This window comes from Herbiconiux liukaitaii (assembly GCF_041927495.1).
GTDB classification, from domain to species: domain Bacteria; phylum Actinomycetota; class Actinomycetes; order Actinomycetales; family Microbacteriaceae; genus Herbiconiux; species Herbiconiux liukaitaii.
The window spans coordinates 418,436-439,862 of sequence record NZ_JBHFHG010000002.1 but is presented as its reverse complement, the minus strand read 5'-3'; the positions used below and the strand labels follow the sequence as shown (position 1 = coordinate 439,862).

Sequence of the window (21,427 nt, the reverse complement as noted above, 5' to 3'; positions counted from 1 at the left end):
GGCACGATGGCGGCATGACGACTGAGAGCACGAAGGAGCGCACCTTCTTCGGTCAGCCCTTCTCGCTGGTGCACGTGTTCGGCGTGGAGATGTGGGAGCGGTTCTCGTTCTACGGCATGCAGGGCATCCTGCTGCTCTACATGTTCTACAGCGCCACCGAGGGCGGTCTCGGCATCCCCAAGCCCGTCGCGGTGAGCATCATCGGCGCCTACGGCGGCTCGGTCTACCTCGCGACCATTCTGGGCGGCTGGATCGCGGACCGACTGGCGGGCTCTGAGCGCACCCTCTTCGTGAGCGCGATCGTGGTGATGGCCGGCCACCTCGCCCTCGCGCTGCTGCCGGGCTTCGTGGGTCTCGGCACCGGCCTCGTGCTCATCGCCCTGGGATCGGGGGGAGTCAAGGCGACCGCGACCTCCGTGGTGGGCACCCTCTACAGCGAGCAGGACGTGCGCCGCGACGCGGGCTTCTCGATCTTCTACCTCGGCATCAACCTCGGCGCGTTCCTCGGCCCCATCCTCACGGGCCTGCTGCAGACCTCCGCCGGGTTCCACTGGGGCTTCGGCGTCGCCGCCGTCGGCATGGCGATCGGACTCGTTCAGTACTCGTTCGGGCGTCGCTCGCTGCCGGCGCGGGCGAAGGAGGTGCCGAACCCGCTGCCCCCCGCACGCCGACTGACGATGGGTCTCATCGCGGTGGCGGCGATCGCACTCGTGATCGGGCTCATCCTCGCGGGAGTGCTGACGGCCGACAACTCGGCCGACGCCGTGGTGATCGTGACCCTCGCGGCGGCGATCGCGCTGTTCGCCGTCATCCTGACCAGCAAGAAGCTCTCGACCATCGAGCGCAAGCGCGTGATCTCCTTCATCCCCATGTTCATCACGAGCGTGGCCTTCTGGTCGCTGTACCAGCAGCAGTTCACCGTCGTGACCATCTACGCCAACGACCGCTTGAACCTCGACCTCTTCGGCTGGACCATGCCGGTGGCGTGGGTGCAGTCGATCAATCCGATCTTCATCATCATCCTCTCCGGGGTGTTCGCCGCCATCTGGACGAGATGGGGGGCGAAGCAGCCCGCGACGCCCTACAAGTTCGCGACCGCGGCGATCGTGATGGGCATCGCGTTCCTGCTGTTCATCCCGTTCTCGGGAACGGGGCAGAACGGCACGCCGCTCATCGCGCTCATCGGCATCCTCTTCGTCTTCACGATCGCCGAGCTGCTGCTCTCGCCCGTAGGCCTCTCGCTCTCCACCAAGCTCGCTCCTCAGGCGTTCCAGACGCAGATGGTGGCCCTGTTCTTCCTCTCCGTCGCTCTCGGCACGGCGCTCTCGGGTGTGCTGGCCGGCTTCTACGACGAGACGAACGAGCCGCCCTACTTCGGCATCTCCGGCGCCGTGGCGATCGCGGTGGGCGTGGCTCTGATCGCGATCACACCGTGGGTGCGCAAGCTCATGATGGGCGTGCGCTAGCCGCCGAAGCGCTCCGTGCGCACCGACTGCGGGTCGGCTCCTGCGGCCACGAGGGCGTTGGAGGCGAGCTCCACGAACGGGGTGGGGCCGCAGATGTAGGTCGACGCGTTCTCGACCCCCGCCGCCCACGTGGTGACCCGGGCGGCGTCGATGCGGCCGAGAGCGCCCTGCCAGCCCGCGGGGGCGTGGCGGGTGTACTGGATGTCGACCTGCGCAGCCGTCGCCGCGGCCAGCTCGGCGAGCTCGTCGCGGTAGTAGACGAACTCGGGGGAGCGCACCGAGTAGAGCAGGTGCACAGGCGCCGTGCTGCCGGCCTCCACGTGGGTGCGCAGGATCGACATGAGGGGTGCGATGCCCGAGCCGCCACCGATCAGCCGGAGCGGTTCTGGCTGTGCGGCCGGTCGCCACACGAACCAGCCGCCGAGCGGACCCACGACCTCGAGCTGGTCGCCCACCGAGACACCCCGCACGAGGTAGGGGGAGACCTCGCCGTCGGCCATGAGCTCGACGCTCACGGCCACCACCGGGTCGCCGGCCGCCGACGAGAGCGAGTACGAACGCGCCGCCTGGTAGCCGTCGGGAGCGGTGAGGCGGATGTCGATGTGCTGGCCTGCGAGAGCCCCGGTCCACTCCGGGATGCGCAGCATGAGGGTGCGCGCCGTCGGGGTCTCCTCACGAATGCCGACGACGTCGGCGATGGCCCACTTCACGCTCGCCCTCGCTGGATCGAGCGATCATTCATACGAGTAGCGCTGCTCTTTCCACGGGTCGCCGTAGGCGTGGTAGCCGTTGACCTCCCAGAAGCCGAGCTCGTCCGAGTCGTGCAGCGTGAGGCCCGTGATCCACTTGGCGCTCTTCCAGAAGTACAGGTGCGGCACGAGCAGCCGGGCGGGGCCACCGTGCTCGGGGTCGAGCGGCTCGCCGCCGAACTCGAAGGCCACCCAGGCCTTGCCGTCGAGCAGATCCTCGAGGGGCACGTTGGTGGTGTAGCCGCCGTACGAGTGCGCCATGGTGTACCCGGCATCCGTCTCCACGTCCTCGAAGAGGGTGTCGAGCGAGACGCCGCGCCACGTGGTGTCGAACTTCGACCAGCGGGTGACGCAGTGGATGTCGGTGTCGACGGTCTCGACGGGCAGCGCCCGGAACTCGTCCCACGACCAGCGCTTCACGTCACCGGACTCGTTGGTGATGGAGAACGACCACTCACCGGCATGGATGTTGGGGGTCGGCCCGGCGGAGAGCACCGGGAAGTCCTTCGTCTCGTACTGCCCTGGCGGCAGCTTGGGATCGGCCTCGCGTGCTCTGCCGAAGAATCCCGGAGTGATGATTCCCATGTGCTCTCCTCCTGACCGACTGCGGTGCGTCAAGCCTACGCGGCTCAGACCGCGGGCTTCTCCGACAGATCGTGGATGAGCGCCTGCTCGTCCTCGACCGACAGCGACGTCTTGATGATCGTGCCGTTGAACGGCGCGAGCGCCGCAGCGAACTTGTCCTCGGTGATCTTGGTCGTGTAGATCACGACGGCCGACTTGCCCGCGCTCACGGAGTCCCTCACCTGGGCGCGGAACTCGCTGTTGAGGCCGGTCTTGTCGATGCCGGCGAACAGCGCGCCCATGAGACCGCCGAAGACGAGCCCCACGAAGGGCACGAGGAAGAGGATGCCGATGAGGGTGCCGAAGAGGGCTCCGCCCGCGGCGCCGAGGCCGATGTTGCCGACAGCGCCCGGGTGGTCGACGTGGGTCTTGCCGTCTTCGTCGACCTTGACGAGGGCGAGGCCGGCGAGCTGCACGATGAGGTCTCCGTCGAGCTCCTGGACCTTCTCGTAGGCGCCTTCCGCATCCTTCTCGGTGTCGAAGGCGATGACGATGAGATCTGCCATGGGGGTCTTCCTTTCGCTTTTTTTCTGAGCGTAGGGGATAGCCGTTAACGACAGAAGACCCGGTCGTGTGACCGGGTCTTCGTTACTGTCTCAACCAGTGTGTCCGAGGGGGGACTTGAACCCCCACGCCCTATACGGGCACTAGCACCTCAAGCTAGCGCGTCTGCCATTTCCGCCACCCGGACGAGTGTCTGGCCTGTCGATCGCTCGACCAGCCAAGAGAAGACGATAGCACGGATCGCGAGGGCGGAATTCCACTGCCGTTCCAGGGGGCCGGGTAGCGTGTCCGTCATGATGTCCACACCTCCGAACGACGGCCTCGACCTCACGGCGCGGATCGCCCGCGACCTCATCCGCTTCGACACCTCGAACTTCGGGGAGGGGCGCTCGAACGGCGAGACGGATGCCGCAGAGTACCTCGCGGCGCACCTCGAGCGGCTGGGGCTGCAGGTGCAGAGCTTCGAGGCGGAGCCGGGGCGCACGAGCATCGTCACCCGTGTGCCGGGCCGCGACCCGTCGAAGCCCGCCCTCGTGGTGCACGGCCACACCGACGTCGTGCCCGCCATCGCCGAGGACTGGTCGGTCGATCCGTTCGGCGGCGAGGTCAAGGACGGCATGCTGTGGGGCCGCGGTGCGGTGGACATGAAGAACATGGACGCCATGATGATCTCCGCGCTCGATCGCATCCTCGGCTCGGGGCGGCAGCCCGCCCGCGACCTCGTGATCGCGTTCTTCGCCGACGAGGAGGCCGGGGGAGTGCTGGGCTCGGGCTACCTCGTGCGCGAGCACCCCGAGCTCTTCGAGGGCGCCTCCGAGGCCATCAGCGAGGTGGGCGGCTACTCCATCGATCTCGACGGCAAGCGCGCGTACCTCGTGCAGACCGGGGAGAAGGCGCTCATCTGGATGAAGCTCATCGCGCGCGGCACGGCCGGTCACGGTTCGCAGATCAACACCGACAACGCCGTCACGCGCCTCGCCCGTGCCGTGGCCGCGATCGGCAGTCGTGAGTGGCCGCTGCACCTCACCGCCACCACCCGCCAGCTGCTCGACCGGGTGGCCGACATCCTCGGCAAGGATGCGCAGCAGGTGAGCGCCGACGAGATCGCGATCGCCACGGGCACCGCCTCGCGCTTCATCTCGGCCACCCTGCGCACCACGGCGAACCCCACGGGGCTCACGGCCGGCTACAAGCACAACGTCGTGCCCGACCGCGCCGAGGCGATGATCGACGTGCGTGTGCTGCCCGGCCACGAGGAGGAGGTGCTCGCCGAGATCCGCGCGATCGTGGGCGACGACATCGAGATCGCCATCACCCACCAGGACATCGGCCTCGAGACCACGTTCGACGGCGAGCTCGTGGAGGCCATGACCGCCACCCTGCAGAAGCACGACCCAGGCGCCGAGGTGCTGCCCTACCTGCTCTCGGGCGGCACCGACAACAAGGCGCTGAGCCTGCTCGGCATCCGCGGTTTCGGGTTCGCGCCCCTGCAGCTGCCGCCCGCCCTCGACTTCCCGGCCCTGTTCCACGGGGTCGACGAGCGGGTGCCGCTCGAGGCGCTATCGTTTGGCACAGACGTTCTGACCGATCTGCTGCTGGAGTACTGACCGCAGCCCCCTCCTCTTCTTCTGCTCAAGGGAGCCATGGACTTTCTCAACGCGATCATCCTCGGCCTGGTGCAGGGCCTCACGGAGTTCCTGCCGATCTCCTCGAGCGCGCACCTGCGCATCGTCGGCGAGCTGCTGCCAGGGGCCGCCGACCCCGGCGCCGCCTTCACCGCCATCACGCAGCTCGGCACCGAGACGGCTGTGGTGGTGTTCTTCTGGCGCGACATCGTGCGGATCATCTCGCGCTGGGCGAAGTCGCTCGTGGGCAAGGTGCCGAGGGGCGATCCTGATGCGCGGATGGGCTGGCTCATCATCCTGGGCTCGCTGCCCATCGTGGTGCTCGGTGTGCTCTTCCAGAACCAGATCGAGACGACCCTCCGGTCGCTCTGGATCGTGGCCTTCATGCTCATCCTGTTCGGCGTGCTGCTCGGCATCGCCGACTACGTGGGTGCGAAGCAGCGGCGGCTGAAGGACCTCACGGTGCCGCACGGCATCGTCTTCGGGCTCGCGCAGGCCCTCGCTCTCATCCCGGGCGTCTCGCGCTCGGGCGGCACCATCACGGCGGGGCTCTTCATGGGCTACGAGCGGCGCGCCGCCGCCCGCTACTCGTTCCTGCTCGCGATTCCGGCCGTGTTCGGCAGCGGATTCTTCCAGCTCGCGAAGAGCCTGGGCGAGGAGAACTACTACGGGCCGCTCGAGACCGGCATCGCCACCCTCGTGGCGTTCGTGGTGGGGCTCGTCGTGATCGCCTTCTTCATGAGCTACATCTCGAAGCGCTCGTTCCTGCCCTTCGTGATCTACCGGATCGCGCTCGGCGGCGTGCTCATCGTGCTGCTCTCCACGGGCGTGCTCGCGGCGTAGTCGGCCGGGGCGGGGGCGTCGCGATCCGGGGTGCTGCCTGTCGTCTAGGCTTGATCAGTGCGATCCTGGCCCCGACCCGACATCCCCGCTCTGCCCGGCCGTGGAGCCGCCGCCCGGCTCCACGACGACTCGAGCGGTCGCTTCCTCGAGTCCGCGTCGGCCGGCTCTCCCGCCACGCTGTACGTCTGCGGCATCACGCCCTACGACGCCACCCACATCGGGCACGCGGCCACCTACCTCGCCTTCGACACCCTCGTGCGGGTGTGGCTCGACGCTGGGCTCGAGGTGTCGTACACGCAGAACGTCACCGACGTCGACGACCCGCTGCTCGAGCGCGCCACCGCCACGGGTGTGGACTGGCGTGAGCTCGCCGCGAGCCAGGTCGAGCTCTTCCGCACCGACATGGAGGCGCTCAGGGTGAGCCCTCCCGATGCCTACGTGGGCGTGACCGAGACGATCGACGAGATCGCGGCCGCCGTGGCGCGGCTCGCGGATCGCGGCTTCGCCTACCGGGTGCCGACTCCGGATGCCGTGCGGGACGGCGACGCGGACTGGTACTTCGACAACGCGGCGGCCGAGGCGGCCACCCCGTGGACCCTCGGATCGGAGAGCGGCCTCGACGAGGCGACCATGGGCCGGCTGTTCGCCGAGCGCGGGGGAGACCCCGAGCGCCCAGGCAAGCGCTCACCGCTCGACCCGCTGCTCTGGAGGGTCGAGCGCGAGGGTGAGCCGGCCTGGGACGTCGACGTGCTCGGCCGCGGCAGGCCCGGCTGGCACATCGAGTGCTCGGTGATCGCCCGCGAGACGCTGGGCGACACCATCTGCGTACAGGGCGGCGGTGGAGACCTCGTCTTCCCGCACCACGAGTTCAGCGCGGCCCACGCGACAGCCCTCACGGGCGAGCGGTTCGCCCGGGTGAATGCGCATGGTGGGCTCGTGGCGTTCGACGGCGAGAAGATGTCGAAGTCGCTCGGCAACCTCGTGCTCGTCTCTCAGCTGCGCGCGGCGGGCATAGAGCCGGCCGCCATCCGTCTCGCCATCCTCGGACACCCCTACCGCGACGACTGGGAGTGGCTGCGCGGCGACGAGCTGCTCGCCACCGCGCGCCTCGAGCGCTGGCGCGCGGGAGCCGCCCGCCTCGTGCCGCTCGACGTGGAGGTCGACCCCGCCGACGACGACGACGCGGCTCTCGCGCTGCTCGACGCCGTGCGGGCGCGCCTGCACGACGACCTCGACACGCCGGGTGCGCTCGCCCTCGTCGACGACTGGTTCGACGGCGCCCACACGGCCTCGTCGACCGAGCTCGTGACGCGGCTCGTCGACGCACTGCTCGGCATCCGCCTCACGGCGTGAGGGCGTGACCGCCTCACCGTGTGACGGCGCGGCCGCCTGACGTGTGACCGACCGCTAGTCGCGCCGCCAGGGCTCGTCGGGGCGGCCGTCCCCACCGGCGCGGCCGTCTCGACCGTCTCCGCGCTTGCGCAGGTACTGCTCGAATTCCTGGGCGATCGCCTCGCCGCTGGCCTCGGGGGAGTCGACCGTGTCGCGCGCCTGCTCGAGCTGCTGGATGTACGCCGCCATGTCCTCGTCGTCGCCCGCGAGCGCGTCGATGCCCGATTCCCAGGCCGTGGACTCGTCGGCGAGCTCGCCGCGGTCGATGTCGACGCCGATGAGCTCCTCCACCTTCTCCACGAGGGCGAGGGTGGCCTTGGGCGAGGGGGCGTTGTGCACGTAGTGCGGCACGGAGGCCCAGACGGAGACCGTCGGCACCCCCAGCTGCTCGGCGGCGTCGGCGATGACGCTCAGGATGCCCACGGGGCCCTCGTAGGTGCTGCGCTCGATCTCGAGCTCGCTGCGCACCACGGGGTTCTCGCTCGTGCAGAAGATCGAGATCGGGCGGGTGTGCGGCACGTCGGCGAGCATCGCGCCGAGCAGCACGATGCCGCTGATGTCCTCCGCCACGACCGTCGACATGATCTCGGCCGTGAAGGTCTGCCAGTTGCGCGACGGCTCGGAGCCGATGAGGAGGTAGACCCGACCGGCCGCGTCTGCGGCCTCGGACTCGGTCCCGGACTGCGCCTCCGCCGTGACGTCGGTGGGCAGCGCGGCATCGTCGCCATCGGGGCCGAACACGGTGGCGCCCGGCCAGATGAGCACGCGCCGCCCCTCCTCGTCGACCGTGACGGTGGGGCGGTTGAACTGGAAGTCGAAGTACTCCTCGGCCTCGACCTCGGCGATGGGCGTCACGTCGAGCTGCTCCCTGAGCAGCTTGAGCGCACCGGTCGCGGCCTCGCCCGCATCGTTCCAGCCCTCGAACGCGACGAGGAGGAGCCTGCCGCGGAGGAATCCGTTGTCTGACACCGTGATGGGTACCTCACTGCCTTCCGGGACCACCGCACGGTGCGGTTGCCATCAGTCAAGGATAGGCGGCGCACCGTAGACTTGTCGCCCGTGACCGAAACCCACCCCGCCCCCGTCCCCTCCGCCGTGCTCTGGGACATGGACGGCACCATCGTCGACACCGAGCCCTACTGGATGCTCGCGCAGGAACGACTGGTCGCCTCCTACGGCGGGCAGTGGACGCATGAGGCGGCGATGACCCTCGTGGGATCCGGGCTCGACCGCTCCGCCGCCATCCTGCAGGAGTTCGGCGTCGACATGCCGGGCGACGAGATCATCCAGCTGCTCTCGACGCAGGTGATGGAGCAGATCAGCGAGCGCGCACCGTGGCGCCCCGGCGCGGTCGAGCTGCTGAGCGCTCTGCACGACGCGGGTGTGCCCCAGGCCCTCGTGACGATGTCGATCGGCCGCATGGCGAAGCACGTGGCCGAGCTGCTGCCGTTCGCGCCGTTCGGTGCCGTCATCTCGGCCGACGAGGTCACCCACAGCAAGCCGCATCCCGAGCCCTACCTGCTCGGGGCCGCCGCCCTCGGCATCGACATCGCGCACGCCGTGGCGATCGAGGACTCGGTCACCGGGGTCACCTCGGCCGTCGCCTCCGGAGCCGCCGTGATCGGCGTGGAGCACCTGCTCGCCCTCGACGACTCGGGGGCGCACGTCATCTGGCCCACCCTCGACGGCCGCGGCATCGAGGATCTCTCCGCCGTGCTCCGCGACGTGCGTGCCGGTGTGGACGACGAGGTGCGCGCATGAGCGGCGCCCACTACAGCGGCCCCTTCCGCGAGGGCGACCGCGTGCAGCTGACCGGGCCGAAGAACAAGCTCAACAGCATCACGCTCGAGTCGGGCAAGGTCTTCCACACCCACCGCGGCTTCATCGACCACGACACCCTGATCGGTCTGCCGGACGGCTCCGTCGTGGCGAACTCGGTGGGCGTCGAGCACCTCGCGCTGCGCCCGCTGCTCACCGACTTCGTGATGTCGATGCCGCGCGGCGCCGCGATCATCTACCCCAAGGACGCCGCGCAGATCCTGGCCCAGGCCGACGTCTTCCCCGGCGCGACCGTGGTGGAGGCGGGTGTCGGCTCCGGCGCCCTCTCGCTGTGGCTTCTGCGGGCGATCGGCCCTGAGGGTCGACTGTCGAGCTTCGAGCGACGCGACGAGTTCGCCGACGTGGCGCGCGCCAACGTGGCTGCGTACTTCGGCGGAGTGCCCGAGGGGTGGACGGTGACCGTGGGTGACCTCGTGGAGGCGCTGCCCGAGACCCACGAGGCGCATTCCGTCGATCGCGTCGTGCTCGACATGCTCGCGCCGTGGGAGTGCATCACCGCGGTGGCCGAGGCGCTCAAGCCCGGCGGGATCGTGCTCTGCTACGTGGCCACCGTCACGCAGCTCTCGCGCGTGGTCGAGGCCATCCGCGACACCGGTCTGTTCACCAACCCGGTGCCGAACGAGACGATGGTGCGCGGCTGGCACGTGGAGGGTCTCGCCGTGCGCCCGGACCACCGGATGATCGGGCACACCGGCTTCCTCGTCTCCGCCCGCCGCCTCGCGCCGGGGGCCGTGCTGCCCGAGCTCAAGCGCCGTGCCTCGAAGAGCGACTTCTCCGACGAGGACATGGAGGCCTGGACGCCAGGAGCGCTCGGCGAACGGGGCATCAGCGCCAAGAGCCTCCGCAAACGAGTGCGCGCCGCCACAGCCACCGCCGACGCTGCCCTGGCCAGAGAAGCGCGCGGCGAGACGGGCGAAGCTCCCGCCGCCGATGAAATAGGATAGGTCCGCACTGAGCCACGGCTCGTCGAACCCAGAAAAGAGGATCCGTGCGCAAGTCTCTCGCGCTCACCCTGTCGGCAGGCCTCCTGGTCGCACTCGCAGGCTGCAGCGGCGCACCCGCCGCACCCGACTGCTCGAAGGTCACCCCCTCCGGTGACGCGAGCTCGATCGTGACGGCGACCGGCGAGGCGGGCGCCGACCCCCAGGCCTCGTTCCCCTTCCCCCTCACGGTCGACGAGGCACAGAGCTCGGTGCTCATCGAGGGCGAGGGCGACCCCATCGGCATCGGCGGAACCATCGCCGGCTCCTACACGATCTACGACGGCGAGTCGGGTCAGCCCGCCGGCGCCACCCAGGCCACCGCGCTCGTCGTCTCCGACGGGCTCCCGGAGGGTCTCCGCGACGCACTCCTCTGCAGCACGAGCGGTCAGCGCACCGTCGTGGTGCTGCCGAACGACGAGGCCAGCCAGATCGTCGACGGGGCCCCCGGCTCGATCGTCATGGTCTTCGACGTCTCGGCCGCCTTCCCGCAGGCCGCCGATGGCGCCGACCAGCCCGCGACCTCCGGCTTCCCCGGCGTCGTGCACGCACCCGACGGCCGCCCCGGCATCACCATCGGGGCGCAGACCGCGCCCGAGGAGGCCAAGAGCGCCCTGCTCAAGAAGGGCGACGGCGCCGAGGTGGCCGAGGGCGACACCGTGGTGGTGCAGTCCACCGCCGTCTCGTACAGCACCCGCGCCGTCACCTCCTCCACGTGGGAGGACGGATCGCCCGCGGTCTGGACCATGAGCGACGACGAAGCGGCGGCCTCGGCCAGCCAGCCCGCGGGCATCTCGGAGTTCCTCGTGGGCCAGAAGGTCGGCTCCGAGGTCATCGTGGTGATCCCCGACGGCAGCGGATCGGCCACCGCCTACGTCGTCGACATCGTGGGCGTCCTGCCCGCGAGCTAGACGGAGCGGCCTAGGATTCAGTCGTGCCCTCCGAGAACCGCGCCACCCCGCCCGTGGCCGTGGAGGAACGGCTGTTCAGCCTCGTGCTCGCCCTGCTCGCCACCGAGTCAGGTCTCACGAAGAACGAGATCCTCTCGACGGTGCAGGGCTACCGGCAGCGGTTCGAGCAGCACGGCGACAACGCGAGCCTCGAGCGGCAGTTCGAGCGCGACAAAGACGACATCCGCGAGCTCGGAGTGCCCCTCGAGACCCTCGAGTCGCCCGGCGACCCCGGCAACAACCAGTCCATGCGCTACCGCATCCCGCGCACGGCCTACGAGCTGCCCGCCGACATCGCGTTCTCGCCGGCCGAGACCACGCTGCTCAACCTCGCCGCCATGGCCTGGCGCGAGGGATCGCTCTCCCGAGAGTCGAGAAGAGCGCTCCTGAAGCTGCGCTCGATCGGCGCGGAGACGACCGAGCCCGTGCTCGGCTACGCCCCGCGCATCCGCACTCGGGACGCCGCCTTCGGTCCGCTCTCGGATGCGCTCGCCAGAGGGGCGACCGCCACCTTCCTCTACCTCAAGCCGGGGGATGCGGCCGCACGCCTCCGCACGGTGCAGCCGCTCGCCCTCGTGCAGCACCAGGGCCGCTGGCACCTCAAGGCCATCGACCAGGGGGTCGGCGAGCCGCGCACGTTCCTGCTCTCCCGCATCTCCGGCCCCGTGAAGCTAGGCAGGCACTCCGTCCCCCTGGCCCCCGGCACCTACGCCGCCGACGCCCTCGCCGAGCTCGACGCCCTGTGGGAGGCGAACGTCGCCGAGATCGAGGTGACGCCGGCCACGGATGCGGCGGTGCGGCTCGGTCGACGCCGCGGCGCCTCGACCACGGGCGACGTGGTGCGGCTGCACTTCACCGATGCCGCCCTGCTCGCCGACGAGCTCGCCGGTTTCGGCCCCGAGGTGCTCGTGCGCTCGCCCGCGCACCTCGTCGATGCCGTGAAAGCGCGACTGCAGCTCGCGATCACCGCCCACGAGGGGAGCGCGACCGATGGCCGCTGACCGACCGGCCCGAGGCCAGGGCGCCGGCCGCGAGCCCGCCGCCGAGCCGCTCGCCTTCGCCCAGGACCGCCTCACCTTCCTCCTCGCCCTCGTTCCCTACCTGCTCGATGCCGGGCGGGTCACGGTGGCCGAGGCGGCGGCGCACTTCCAGGTGACCGAGAAGCAGATCCGGGATGCGGTGTCGCTCATCGCCGTCTCCGGCGTGCCCGGCGAGACCACCCAGTACCAGCACGGCGACCTCTTCGACATCTCGTGGGACGCCCTCGACGAGCACGACGAGATCGTGATCACCCACCAGGTGGCGCTCGACGACTCGCCCCGCTTCTCCGCCAGGGAGGCCGCGGCGCTCATCGCCGGTCTGCAGTACCTCCAGTCGCTGCCCGAGAACGTCGACAGCGGGGTCTACTCGTCGCTCATGGACAAGCTCGCGCGCGGCGCCTCGGAGAGCCCCAGCCAGGTGGCGATCGCCTCGAGCGACGCCACCGGATCCCTCGCCGAGGTGCGCGACGCACTCGCCAGGGGAGTGCGGCTGGAGTTCGACTACCTCTCGTCGCGTGGCTCCGCGGAGCGCCGTGAGGTCGATCCGCTGCGCATCGACTCGGACGACGAGAACTGGTACCTGCGCGCCTGGGACCACCTGCGCCAGGCCGTCCGCACCTTCCGACTCGACCGCATGACCGGCATCGCCGTCACGGATCGGCCGGTCGACACCGAGCACGGCGACCTCACCCTCGGCGACAGTCTGTTCCAGGGGGGAGACGACGATCTCGTGGTGACCATCGACGTCGATCCCGACGCCGTCGCCCTGCTGGGCGAGTTCATGGCCGGTGTCGACCCGCGTCAGCTCGAACCCGTCGGCGGCAGGGTGCGTGCGCGCATCAGGGTGGCGCACCTCAACGGCCTCACGAGGCTCGCGGCCTCCCGCCCCTCTGCGGTCACGGTGGTCGATCCTCCGGAGGCGCGAGCCGCCGTGGTCGACTGGGCCGCGAGGGCCCTCGCCAGATACCCGGTCTAGGCTGGGTTCATGGAGTGGTGGGCGTGGCTGATCATCTGGACCGTCCTGGTGCTGGGTCTCCTCGGCATGCTCGCCGGCCTAGGCTACCGCCTCTTCAAGAAGTTCACCGCCACCCTGCGCGAGCTCGAGGAGCTCGGCGACAAGATCGCCCGGCTCACCGAGAACGTCGAGGAGCTCGCCGCCGAGCATCCCGACCGGGCGATCGCCCTCGGCTACCAGGAGGTGTCGCGACGACACGATCTTCTGAAGGAGCGCAGAGCTCACGTGCGGGAGGCACGCAGAGAAGCCAGACTCGCCCGAGGTAAGCTGTTGATCAACCCGGCAACGATTCCGACGCTAAGGAAGTAGATCTCATATGGCTAACCTCACCGGCTGGCACCTGATCATCGTCCTGGTCGTCATCCTGCTCCTCTTCGGTGCGACCCGCCTCCCGGCGCTCTCGAAGAGCCTCGGTCAGTCGCTTCGCATCTTCCGCAACGAGACCAAGGCGATGAAAGACGAGAGCGCCGCCGAGAAGGCCGCCGAGGCCAACGCAGCCGCTGCTGCCGCCGCTCCGACGCCGCTTCCGTACCAGGCCGAGAGCCAGACCCCGGCGACGGGTGCCGCTCCGGCCCCGGCCCCTCATCCGGGGAGCACCTCGGACACCCCGAAGTCGTAGGGCCGCATGGCCCCCAAGTCACAGCGGCAGCAGCGCCCGCGTGACGGTCGGATGTCGCTCGGCGCGCACCTGATCGAGTTGCGCAAGCGGCTCACCATCGCCGCCATCGCCATCGTCGCCGCAGCCATCGGCGGCTTCGCCATCTCGGACTTCGTGCTCGCCGCCATGATCCAGCCGATCGCGGAGCTCGCGGCCGAGCAGAACCGCGATGCGAGCCTCAACTTCACCGACGTCTCGTCCGCGTTCGACCTGCGCATCCAGATCGCCCTCACGGTGGGCATCGTCGTGTCGTCGCCGGTGTGGCTCTACCAGCTCTGGGCCTTCGTGATGCCCGGCCTCAAGAAGAGCGAGAAGCGCTACGCGATCGGCTTCGTGGCCGCCGCCGTGCCGCTCTTCCTCTCCGGCTGCGCCGCCGGGTGGTTCGTGCTGCCGCACATGGTCGAGCTCCTCACGGGCTTCGCGCCCGAGGGCACCACAGCGCTCCTCACCGCCCGCTCCTACTTCGACTTCGTGCTCAAGCTCGTGCTCGTGATCGGCGTGGCCTTCGTGTTGCCGGTGTTCCTCGTGCTGCTCAACTTCGCCGGGGTGCTCCCGGCCGCGGACATCCTGAGGTCGTGGCGCATCGCCATCCTCGCCGTCACCCTCTTCACGGCCATCGCCACACCCGCCGCCGATGTGATGTCGATGTTCCTGCTCGCCATCCCCATGATCGGTCTGTACTTCCTGGCGGCCGGCATCGCGGCGCTGCACGACCGCCGTGCGGCACGCCTCGCCTCCCGCCTCGACCTCGAGCTGGCCGTCTGATGGCCGTGCGCGACACGGACGCCGTGCTGAGCCCCGCCGAGCGGTTCGCGGCCAGCCGCACGAGGGCAGGGCACCCCCAGGTCGAGATCTTCCGCAGCGCGCAGGCGTTCGACCTCGATCCCTTCCAGATCGAGGCGGCCGGTGCCCTCGAAGACGGCAGGAGCGTGCTCGTGGCCGCCCCCACGGGAGCGGGCAAGACCGTGGTGGCGGAGTTCGCGGTGCACCTCGCCATGCAGTCGGTGCGCGACAAGGTGTTCTACACGGCCCCCATGAAGGCGCTCTCGAACCAGAAGTTCAACGAGTTCGTGGCCGAGTACGGTCCGGATGAGGTGGGGCTGCTCACGGGCGACACCAACGTCAACGCCGACGCCCGCATCGTGGTGATGACCACCGAGGTGCTGCGCAACATGCTCTACGCCGACTCCGACCTGCTGAGGAACCTGCGCTTCGTGGTGATGGACGAGGTGCACTACCTCGCCGACCGGTTCCGCGGGGCGGTGTGGGAGGAGGTCATCATCCACCTGCCGCAGACGGTCAAGCTCGTCTCGCTCTCGGCCACCGTGTCGAACGCCGAGGAGTTCGGCGACTGGCTGCAGGCCGTGCGCGGCGACACCGAGGTGATCGTCTCGGAGGAGCGGCCCGTGCCGCTCGACCAGCACGCTCTCGTGAAGACCAAGCTCATCGACCTGTTCGACTCCACGGGGCGCGCCGCCACCAACCGGGTGAACCCCGAGCTCGCCCAGCTCGTGCGCGGCGGGGCCTCGCTCGGGGCCGACCGCAACCGCGCCGGCTACAGCGCCGGCCGGGGCGGCCGCGGCGGGGGAGGCGGAGGCCGAGGGGGCGGCAGGAGCGGCGGGCGCGGCGGGTACCACCGCGGCGGCCACCAGAGCTTCGAGCGCATGGACCGCCCCGACGTGGTGGCGCTGCTCGACGAGCACCGCCTGCTGCCCGCCATCTTCTTCGTGTTCAGCCGTGTGGGCTGCGACCAGGCAGTCAAGCAGGTGCTGCGTGCCGGGGTGCGCCTCACGACGACCGAGGAGCGCGACGAGATCCGCCGCATCGTCGACGAGCGGTGCCGCACCCTGCTCGACGAGGATCTCGCGGTGCTCGGCTACTGGGAGTGGACGGAGGGGCTCCAGCGCGGAGTCGCCGCCCACCACGCCGGCATGCTGCCCGCCTTCAAGGAGGTCGTGGAGGAGCTCTACCAGAAGAAGCTCGTCAAGGTCGTCTTCGCCACCGAGACGCTCGCGCTCGGCATCAACATGCCCGCCCGCACGGTGGTGCTCGAGAAGCTCGAGAAGTTCAACGGCGAAGCCAGGGTGCCCATCACGGCGGGGGAGTACACGCAGCTCACCGGGCGGGCGGGCCGCCGCGGCATCGACGTGGAGGGCCACTCCGTCATCCAGTGGCGGGAGGGTCTCGATCCGCAGGAGGTCGCCTCGCTCGCCTCGCGGCGCACCTACCCGCTCAACTCGAGCTTCCGCCCCACCTACAACATGGCGGTCAACCTCATCGACCAGTTCGGCCGCTCGAGGGCCCGCGAGATCCTCGAGTCGTCGTTCGCCCAGTTCCAGGCCGACCGCGCCGTGGTCGACCTGGCCCGCAAGGTGCGGCAGCAGGAGGACTCGCTCGCGGGCTTCGAGACCGCCATGACGTGCCACCTCGGCGACTTCCGCGAGTACGCGAAGATCCGTCGCGAGCTCACCGACCTCGAGCGCTCGGGCGCCGGCAAGGCCGACACGCTCTCCCGCGGCGACCGCGAGAAGCGCCAGCGGCACATCGCGTCGCTCCGCAAGCAGCTGCGCTCGCACCCCGTGCACGGCTGCAAGGATCGCGAGTCGCACGCCCGGTGGGCGGAGCGCTGGTTCACCCTCAAGCGCGAGACGGATCGGCTCACCCAGCAGATCCAGACCCGCACCAATGTGATCGCCAAGGTCTTCGACCGTGTCACCGACGTGCTCCTCGGCCTGGACTACCTCAAGAACGACGAGCACGGCGTGACGGGGCTCACACCCCAGGGCCACACCCTCAAGCGCATCTACGGTGAGCGCGACCTGCTGGTGGCGGAGTGCATCCGTCGGAAGGTCTGGCACGAGCTGGATGCGGCCTCGCTCGCCGCCATCGCGTGCTCGCTCGTCTACGAGCCCCGGCGTGACGACAGTGACGGCCCCGAGCGGTTCCTGCCTCGCGGTGCCTTCCGAGCGGCTCTCGACGAGACCCAGACGCTCTGGGCCTCGATCGACGACGTCGAGCGCGACCACCGGCTCCCCGGCAGCAACCCGGTCTCCACGGGGCTGGCCACCGCGATGCACCGCTGGGCCCGAGGCGCCGGCCTCGACGAGGTGCTCGACCTCGCCGACATGGCCGCCGGTGACTTCGTGCGCTGGTCGAAGCAGACCATCGACCTGCTCGACCAGCTGCAGGGCACGCCAGACGCCCACCTCGCCTCCACCGCCCGCTCCGCCATCGACGCCGTGCGCCGTGGCATCGTCGCGTACTCCTCCGTGGCATGAGCGGCCTCGACCTCGCCCGCAAGGGGCTCAGGAGCAACCGATCCGCGGCCGGAGCCGACCGTCTCGCTCTCACCCCGGAAGTGCCGACCTCCGAGCCGTTCGTGCGCCCCGTGCTGCCGCTCTGGCTGGCCCTCGTGGCCGCGGTGGGTGCCGGCATCGCCTTCGACGCGGGCTTCCCCGACAAGGGCTGGTGGCCGCTCACCCTCCTCGGCACGGGGATCGTGCTGGTCTCGCTGATCGGCCGCCGCTGGGGCGGAGCCCTGCTCGTGGGCCTCGTGGCGGGAGCCTCGTTCTGGGGCACCCACATCTTCTGGCTGACCCTCTACCTCGGCCCGCTGCCGTGGATCGGGCTCACGGGCTTCGAGGCCGTCTACTTCGCCCTCGGCGCCCTCCTCATCGCCCTCGTCTACCGCCGGGCCGACCGCACCTGGCCCACCCGCGCGGGGCGCCTCGTCATCCTGCCGCTCGTGGTGGCCGGGCTGTGGACGCTCCGCGAGGGACTCAACGCGATCTTCCCCTACGGCGGCTTCTCGTGGGGTCGCGTGGCCATGTCGCAGTCCGAGAGCCCCTACACCGACCTCGTGGCGTGGGTCGGCATGTCCGGGCTGAGCTTCGTGCTGGTCTGGCTCGTCGCCTTCCTCATCCAGCTCGTGCGCGAGAACGGGCTGCCGGCCACCACCCGGGTGCTGACCGCCGGCATCGCCGTGGCCGCCACCCTCGCAGTTCCCGCCTGGCCCACCGCCACGGAGGGCACCTCGCGCATCGCCGCGGTGCAGGGCAACTCGGATGCGGGACTGCTCGCGGTGAATGCACCGGGCGACATCCTGAGCGACCACGTCTCCGCCACCCTCCCGCTCGCCTCCGAGAAGGACCTCGACATGGTGGTGTGGCCGGAGAACGCCTCCGACCTCGACCCGGCACGATCCTCCCTCGCCGCCGAGACCCTCGACGAGGTGAGCACCCTGCTCGGCGACATCCCGATCGTGGCGGGCACCATCCAGGCGAGGGGAGACGAAGTCTTCAACACCTCGCTGCTCTGGCAGAACGGCGGCATCGCCGACTACTACGACAAGCGGCACCCCGTGCCGTTCGCCGAGTGGATGCCCAACCGGGAGTTCTTCCGCCCGTTCGCACCCGACCTCATCGACATGGTGAGCCGCGACTACAGCTTCGGGAGCACCGACCTGACCTTCGACATCGACGGGATCATCGCGGGCATCTCCATCTGCTTCGACATCACCGACGACGCCGTCATGAGGGCCATGTCGGCCGAGGGCGCCCAGGTGGTGCTCGCGCAGACCAACAACGCCGACTTCGGCCAGACCGACGAGAACCTGCAGCAGCTCGCGATCGCCCGGCTGCGCGCGGTGGAGTTCGGCCGCTCGGTCGTGAACATCTCGACCGTGGGCACGAGCGAGATCATCGCACCCGACGGCTCGAGGATCACCGGCATCCCGGCCTACGAACCGGGCACCATGGTGGCCGACGTACCGCTGGCGACCGTGCAGACCCCCGCGGCGGTGCTGGGCTTCCAGATCGAGTGGCTCGTGGCCGGATTCGGCCTCATCGGGCTCGCGGTCGCGCTCACCTCGCGGGGCACGACGACGAAAGCGCCGCCCCGCCCGAAGGCGGAACGACGCTCATGATCTGCCGCGCCGGACGATAGCCGGGCAGGCATGCAGCCGGATCGGCGGCTATGCGCCGATCTTGTGCGTGCCGCGACGGGCACGCAGGTAGGTCAGCCGCTCCTCGAGCAGCTCCTCGAGCTCGGCGCGTGTGCGCCGCTCGAGCAGCATGTCCCAGTGGCTGCGCGGCGTCTTGGCGTCGGCGTGGTCGACGGTCATGGGCTCTGAGCCCACCATCAACGTCGCCTCCTGGCTGCAGAACTTGCACTCCCAGGTCTCCGGCGCCTCGGCCTCGGCCGAGAACACCATCTCGGTGTCACGGCCGCACGTGGCGCACCGGTACGCGTACGTGGTTCGGGGTGAAAAAACCACGCCCTCTTCGCTCTGCAGGCTCTGTGCGCCCAAGCGCATTCCTCGCAAGCTGCGATCTGCCATTGTGTGGTCTCCTCTCGCGTTGCTTCCAACGTTATAAACCGTCGAAGACGTGCAATCCTTTCCGATCCGTGCTATTGCCAGTGGTCTCCCAGCGAACACCGCGCCAGACCCAGTTAGGGGGGTGAGCGCACGAGCTGAAGCATGAGGTCGACACGATCGGTCACGATGCCGTCGACACCGTTCGCGAGCAGGCGCTCGGCCTCCTCGGGGTCGTTGATCGTCCACACGTGCACCTCGACGCCGGCCGCGTGCAGTCGGCGGATGGTGCGGGGAGTGGTGGCGCGGAGGCGCCAGATGCGCTGCGGGATCTGCACCGCGTCGACCCGCCGCAGCAGCAGGCGGGCGAGGGGCACGAGCCCGAGCTTCACGGCGATCAGCGCGGGCACGAACTCGCCGGCCGAGCCGGACGCGGCCACGCGGCCCTCGAGGAGGTCGACGGCGGCCCGGCGCCTGGCTGTGGAGAACGAGGTGAGGAGCACGCGGTCGGCGGCGCCTGCGGCGAGGATGGCCGCCGCGGCCGGAGCCGACGCATCCGCCGCCTTGATGTCGATGTTGAAGCGCGTCTCCGGATGCGCCGCGAGCACCTCGGCGAGGGTCTCGAACCGCTCGCCACCACCCAGATCGATCGCCCGGAGCTCCGCCAGGGTGAGATCGGCGATGCGGTCGGTGCGGCCGGCCACGCGGTCGAGCGTGGGGTCGTGGGCCGCCACGGCGATGCCGTCGGCCGTGGCGTTCACATCCGTCTCGATGTACGCGGCTCCCGCCTCGATGGCCTTCGCGAAGGCGGCGAGGGTGTTCTCCGGCACGCCCTGCGCGAGCCCTCGGTGCGCGAGGATGCGCGGTCGCGCCGGCGCGAACCAGGGGGAACGCGGTTCAGAACTTCGGCGGCGTGCCACTCTCGCCCGCCTTCGGCTCGCCCCGCTCGGCGAACGCCTGACCGATGCCCTTCAGCGCCTCGGTGAGCTCGCTCGGGATGACCCAGAGCTTGTTGGCCGAGCCCTCCGCGAGCTTCGGCAGGGTCTGCAGGTACTGGTAGGCGAGCAGCATGTTGTCGGGCTCGCCCTTGTGGATGGCGCTGAACACCGTGGTGATGGCCTCGGCCTCACCTTGCGCGCGGAGCACCTGGGCCTGGGCGTCGCCCTCGGCGCGCAGGATCTCACCCTGCCGGTGGCCCTCGGCCTCGAGGATCGCGGACTGCTTGGTGCCCTCGGCGGTGAGGATGACGGCGCGGCGCTCACGCTCGGCGCGCATCTGCTTCTCCATCGAGTCCTGGATCGAGGCGGGCGGGTCGATGGCCTTGAGCTCCACCCGGCCCACGCGGATGCCCCACTTGCCGGTGGCCTCGTCGAGCACGATGCGCAGCTGGCCGTTGATCTCGTCGCGGCTCGTGAGAGCCTCCTCGAGGTTCAGACCACCGACGACGTTGCGGAGGGTCGTGGTGGCGAGCTGCTCGACCGCGCCGAGGTAGTTGGCGATCTCGTAGGTCGCCGCACGCGCATCCGTCACCTGGAAGAAGACCACGGTGTCGATGGAGACCACGAGGTTGTCCTCGGTGATGACGGGCTGAGGTGGGAACGAGACGACCTGCTCGCGCAGGTCGATGAGCGGCCGCAGCCTGTCGATGAACGGCACGAGGATGTTGAGGCCGGGCATGAGCGTCTTGTGGTAGCGGCCGAGCCGCTCCACCACGCCGGCCCTGGCCTGCGGGATGATGCGCACGGAGCGCGCCACCACCACGAGCACGAAGATGACGATGATGGCCACGACGATGACCGTGAGCACCTGGCCTACGGTGTCGTTCATGATGCTGACTCCTTCGTGATGTCTGGCCCACCGTGCTCGGCGGGGACCACGACGGCGGTGGCCCCGTCGATGGCGGTGACGAGCACGCGCTCGCCCCTTCGCAGATCGCGGCGCTCGGTGTGCGGGGAGACCCTGGCGGTCCAGGTGTCGCCGTTCGAGAGCTTGACGTGGCCGGCGGTCGTGGTGACCTCGTCGACCACGAGGCCCTCGAGCCCCAGCAGGGCGTCGACATTGCTGAGGGCCGGATCGCTGCCGCGCTTCAGAGCCCGCAGCAGGGGCGGACGGATGGTGAGGATGAGCAGCAGCGACAGCACCGCCGCCACGACGACCTGCACGTACCAGGGCGCACCCACCGCGCCCGCGATGAGACCGCCGAGGCTGCCGATGGCGATCATGAGGAACGTGAACTCGAGAGTCAGCATCTCGATGACGACGAACAGGAGGATGAGGCCGAGCCACAGGATCCAGGCGTAGGAGTCGAGGAATTCGATCATCATCGGTCTCCTCTCGCATTCGATCGGCCTCCTTCGACGCTAGCAGGGTTCCGCGTCGGGCTGATGGAGCAACGGCTACTTGGTAGTCTCGGGGGGTCGTTCCAGCC

General features: G+C 69.8%; 22 protein-coding genes and 1 tRNA gene. 14 read left to right on the top strand and 9 right to left on the bottom strand.

Features of this window, described 5'->3' with window-relative positions:
- Window positions 1–14 precede the first annotated feature (14 nt).
- Window positions 15–1,466, top strand: a complete 1,452-nt coding sequence (locus tag ACEXQC_RS02645) for a peptide MFS transporter (RefSeq protein WP_374818070.1) — start codon at window positions 15–17, stop codon at window positions 1,464–1,466.
- Here ACEXQC_RS02645 and ACEXQC_RS02640 read toward each other — a convergent pair.
- The 4 genes from ACEXQC_RS02640 to ACEXQC_RS02625 all read right to left on the bottom strand — a co-directional run bounded on the left by ACEXQC_RS02640 (window position 1,463) and on the right by ACEXQC_RS02625 (window position 3,530).
- Window positions 1,463–2,176 (bottom strand): FAD-binding oxidoreductase, encoded by a 714-nt coding sequence (locus tag ACEXQC_RS02640; RefSeq protein WP_374818068.1) that lies wholly within the window; start codon window positions 2,174–2,176, stop codon window positions 1,463–1,465. The genes ACEXQC_RS02645 and ACEXQC_RS02640 overlap by 4 nt on opposite strands.
- Window positions 2,177–2,200: 24 nt before the next feature.
- Window positions 2,201–2,800, bottom strand: a complete 600-nt coding sequence (locus tag ACEXQC_RS02635) for a sulfite oxidase-like oxidoreductase (RefSeq protein ID WP_374818066.1) — start codon at window positions 2,798–2,800, stop codon at window positions 2,201–2,203.
- A gap of 44 nt (window positions 2,801–2,844) precedes the next feature.
- Window positions 2,845–3,345: a DUF1269 domain-containing protein gene (locus ACEXQC_RS02630; protein WP_374818064.1), complete on the bottom strand. Its 501-nt coding sequence runs from the start codon at window positions 3,343–3,345 to the stop codon at window positions 2,845–2,847.
- Between the two features lie 100 nt (window positions 3,346–3,445).
- Window positions 3,446–3,530, bottom strand: a tRNA-Leu gene (locus ACEXQC_RS02625).
- A 106-nt stretch (window positions 3,531–3,636) separates the two neighbouring features.
- Between ACEXQC_RS02625 and ACEXQC_RS02620 the strand changes: the two genes are divergently transcribed.
- The 3 genes from ACEXQC_RS02620 to mshC are packed head-to-tail and all read left to right on the top strand — an operon-like array spanning window position 3,637 to window position 7,164.
- Window positions 3,637–4,950, top strand: coding sequence for a M20/M25/M40 family metallo-hydrolase (locus tag ACEXQC_RS02620; RefSeq protein WP_374818062.1), 1,314 nt, complete (start codon window positions 3,637–3,639; stop codon window positions 4,948–4,950).
- 36 nt (window positions 4,951–4,986) lie between these two features.
- On the top strand, window positions 4,987–5,811 hold the full coding sequence (locus tag ACEXQC_RS02615) for an undecaprenyl-diphosphate phosphatase (RefSeq protein WP_374818060.1): 825 nt from the start codon (window positions 4,987–4,989) through the stop codon (window positions 5,809–5,811).
- Window positions 5,812–5,868: 57 nt separating this feature from the next.
- Window positions 5,869–7,164, top strand: a complete 1,296-nt coding sequence (gene mshC, locus ACEXQC_RS02610) for a cysteine--1-D-myo-inosityl 2-amino-2-deoxy-alpha-D-glucopyranoside ligase (protein ID WP_374818058.1) — start codon at window positions 5,869–5,871, stop codon at window positions 7,162–7,164.
- 54 nt (window positions 7,165–7,218) lie between these two features.
- Here mshC and ACEXQC_RS02605 read toward each other — a convergent pair whose 3' ends face one another.
- Window positions 7,219–8,172: a PAC2 family protein gene (locus ACEXQC_RS02605; protein WP_374818056.1), complete on the bottom strand. Its 954-nt coding sequence runs from the start codon at window positions 8,170–8,172 to the stop codon at window positions 7,219–7,221.
- Window positions 8,173–8,262: 90 nt separating this feature from the next.
- On the opposite strand from ACEXQC_RS02605, the gene ACEXQC_RS02600 reads away from it, so the two are divergent.
- From ACEXQC_RS02600 to lnt, 10 genes are read left to right on the top strand one after another with little or no spacing between them, the layout of a single operon-like run.
- Window positions 8,263–8,964 carry an HAD family hydrolase gene (locus ACEXQC_RS02600; protein ID WP_374818054.1) on the top strand — a complete coding sequence of 234 codons (702 nt, stop codon included), beginning with the start codon at window positions 8,263–8,265 and terminating at the stop codon, window positions 8,962–8,964.
- The gene (locus tag ACEXQC_RS02595; protein WP_374818052.1) at window positions 8,961–9,986 is read left to right on the top strand and encodes a tRNA (adenine-N1)-methyltransferase; all 1,026 of its coding nucleotides are present in this window, start codon (window positions 8,961–8,963) and stop codon (window positions 9,984–9,986) included. Before ACEXQC_RS02600 ends, ACEXQC_RS02595 begins: the two co-directional genes overlap by 4 nt.
- Before the next feature lie 44 nt (window positions 9,987–10,030).
- A complete protein-coding gene (locus ACEXQC_RS02590; RefSeq protein WP_374818050.1) occupies window positions 10,031–10,933 on the top strand; it encodes an FKBP-type peptidyl-prolyl cis-trans isomerase in 903 nt (300 codons plus the stop codon).
- A gap of 23 nt (window positions 10,934–10,956) precedes the next feature.
- Window positions 10,957–11,973, top strand: a complete 1,017-nt coding sequence (locus ACEXQC_RS02585; RefSeq protein ID WP_374818048.1) for a helix-turn-helix transcriptional regulator — start codon at window positions 10,957–10,959, stop codon at window positions 11,971–11,973.
- Window positions 11,963–12,988 (top strand): helix-turn-helix transcriptional regulator, encoded by a 1,026-nt coding sequence (locus ACEXQC_RS02580; RefSeq protein WP_374818046.1) that lies wholly within the window; start codon window positions 11,963–11,965, stop codon window positions 12,986–12,988. Before ACEXQC_RS02585 ends, ACEXQC_RS02580 begins: the two co-directional genes overlap by 11 nt.
- Before the next feature lie 9 nt (window positions 12,989–12,997).
- Entirely contained in the window at window positions 12,998–13,336 is a 339-nt protein-coding gene (locus ACEXQC_RS02575) for a hypothetical protein (protein WP_374818044.1), read from the top strand.
- Window positions 13,337–13,343: 7 nt separating this feature from the next.
- Window positions 13,344–13,646 (top strand): Sec-independent protein translocase subunit TatA, encoded by a 303-nt coding sequence (gene tatA, locus ACEXQC_RS02570; RefSeq protein ID WP_374818042.1) that lies wholly within the window; start codon window positions 13,344–13,346, stop codon window positions 13,644–13,646.
- A gap of 6 nt (window positions 13,647–13,652) precedes the next feature.
- Window positions 13,653–14,450, top strand: coding sequence for a twin-arginine translocase subunit TatC (tatC, locus tag ACEXQC_RS02565; RefSeq protein WP_374818040.1), 798 nt, complete (start codon window positions 13,653–13,655; stop codon window positions 14,448–14,450).
- Window positions 14,450–16,963 carry a DEAD/DEAH box helicase gene (locus ACEXQC_RS02560; protein ID WP_374818038.1) on the top strand — a complete coding sequence of 838 codons (2,514 nt, stop codon included), beginning with the start codon at window positions 14,450–14,452 and terminating at the stop codon, window positions 16,961–16,963. Before tatC ends, ACEXQC_RS02560 begins: the two co-directional genes overlap by 1 nt.
- Window positions 16,960–18,609 carry an apolipoprotein N-acyltransferase gene (gene lnt / locus ACEXQC_RS02555; protein WP_374818036.1) on the top strand — a complete coding sequence of 550 codons (1,650 nt, stop codon included), beginning with the start codon at window positions 16,960–16,962 and terminating at the stop codon, window positions 18,607–18,609. The genes ACEXQC_RS02560 and lnt overlap by 4 nt, the downstream gene beginning before the upstream one ends.
- A gap of 48 nt (window positions 18,610–18,657) precedes the next feature.
- Here the strand turns inward: lnt and ACEXQC_RS02550 are convergent, their stop codons facing one another.
- The 4 genes from ACEXQC_RS02550 to ACEXQC_RS02535 form a co-directional block, all read right to left on the bottom strand.
- The gene (locus tag ACEXQC_RS02550) at window positions 18,658–19,023 is read right to left on the bottom strand and encodes an RNA polymerase-binding protein RbpA (RefSeq protein WP_374818034.1); all 366 of its coding nucleotides are present in this window, start codon (window positions 19,021–19,023) and stop codon (window positions 18,658–18,660) included.
- Between the two features lie 113 nt (window positions 19,024–19,136).
- On the bottom strand, window positions 19,137–19,919 hold the full coding sequence (locus ACEXQC_RS02545) for a glycerophosphodiester phosphodiesterase family protein (RefSeq protein ID WP_374818032.1): 783 nt from the start codon (window positions 19,917–19,919) through the stop codon (window positions 19,137–19,139).
- Window positions 19,897–20,826 carry an SPFH domain-containing protein gene (locus tag ACEXQC_RS02540; RefSeq protein WP_374818030.1) on the bottom strand — a complete coding sequence of 310 codons (930 nt, stop codon included), beginning with the start codon at window positions 20,824–20,826 and terminating at the stop codon, window positions 19,897–19,899. Before ACEXQC_RS02540 ends, ACEXQC_RS02545 begins: the two co-directional genes overlap by 23 nt.
- A complete protein-coding gene (locus tag ACEXQC_RS02535; RefSeq protein ID WP_374818027.1) occupies window positions 20,823–21,323 on the bottom strand; it encodes an NfeD family protein in 501 nt (166 codons plus the stop codon). The genes ACEXQC_RS02540 and ACEXQC_RS02535 overlap by 4 nt, the downstream gene beginning before the upstream one ends.
- Window positions 21,324–21,427: the final 104 nt, after the last annotated feature.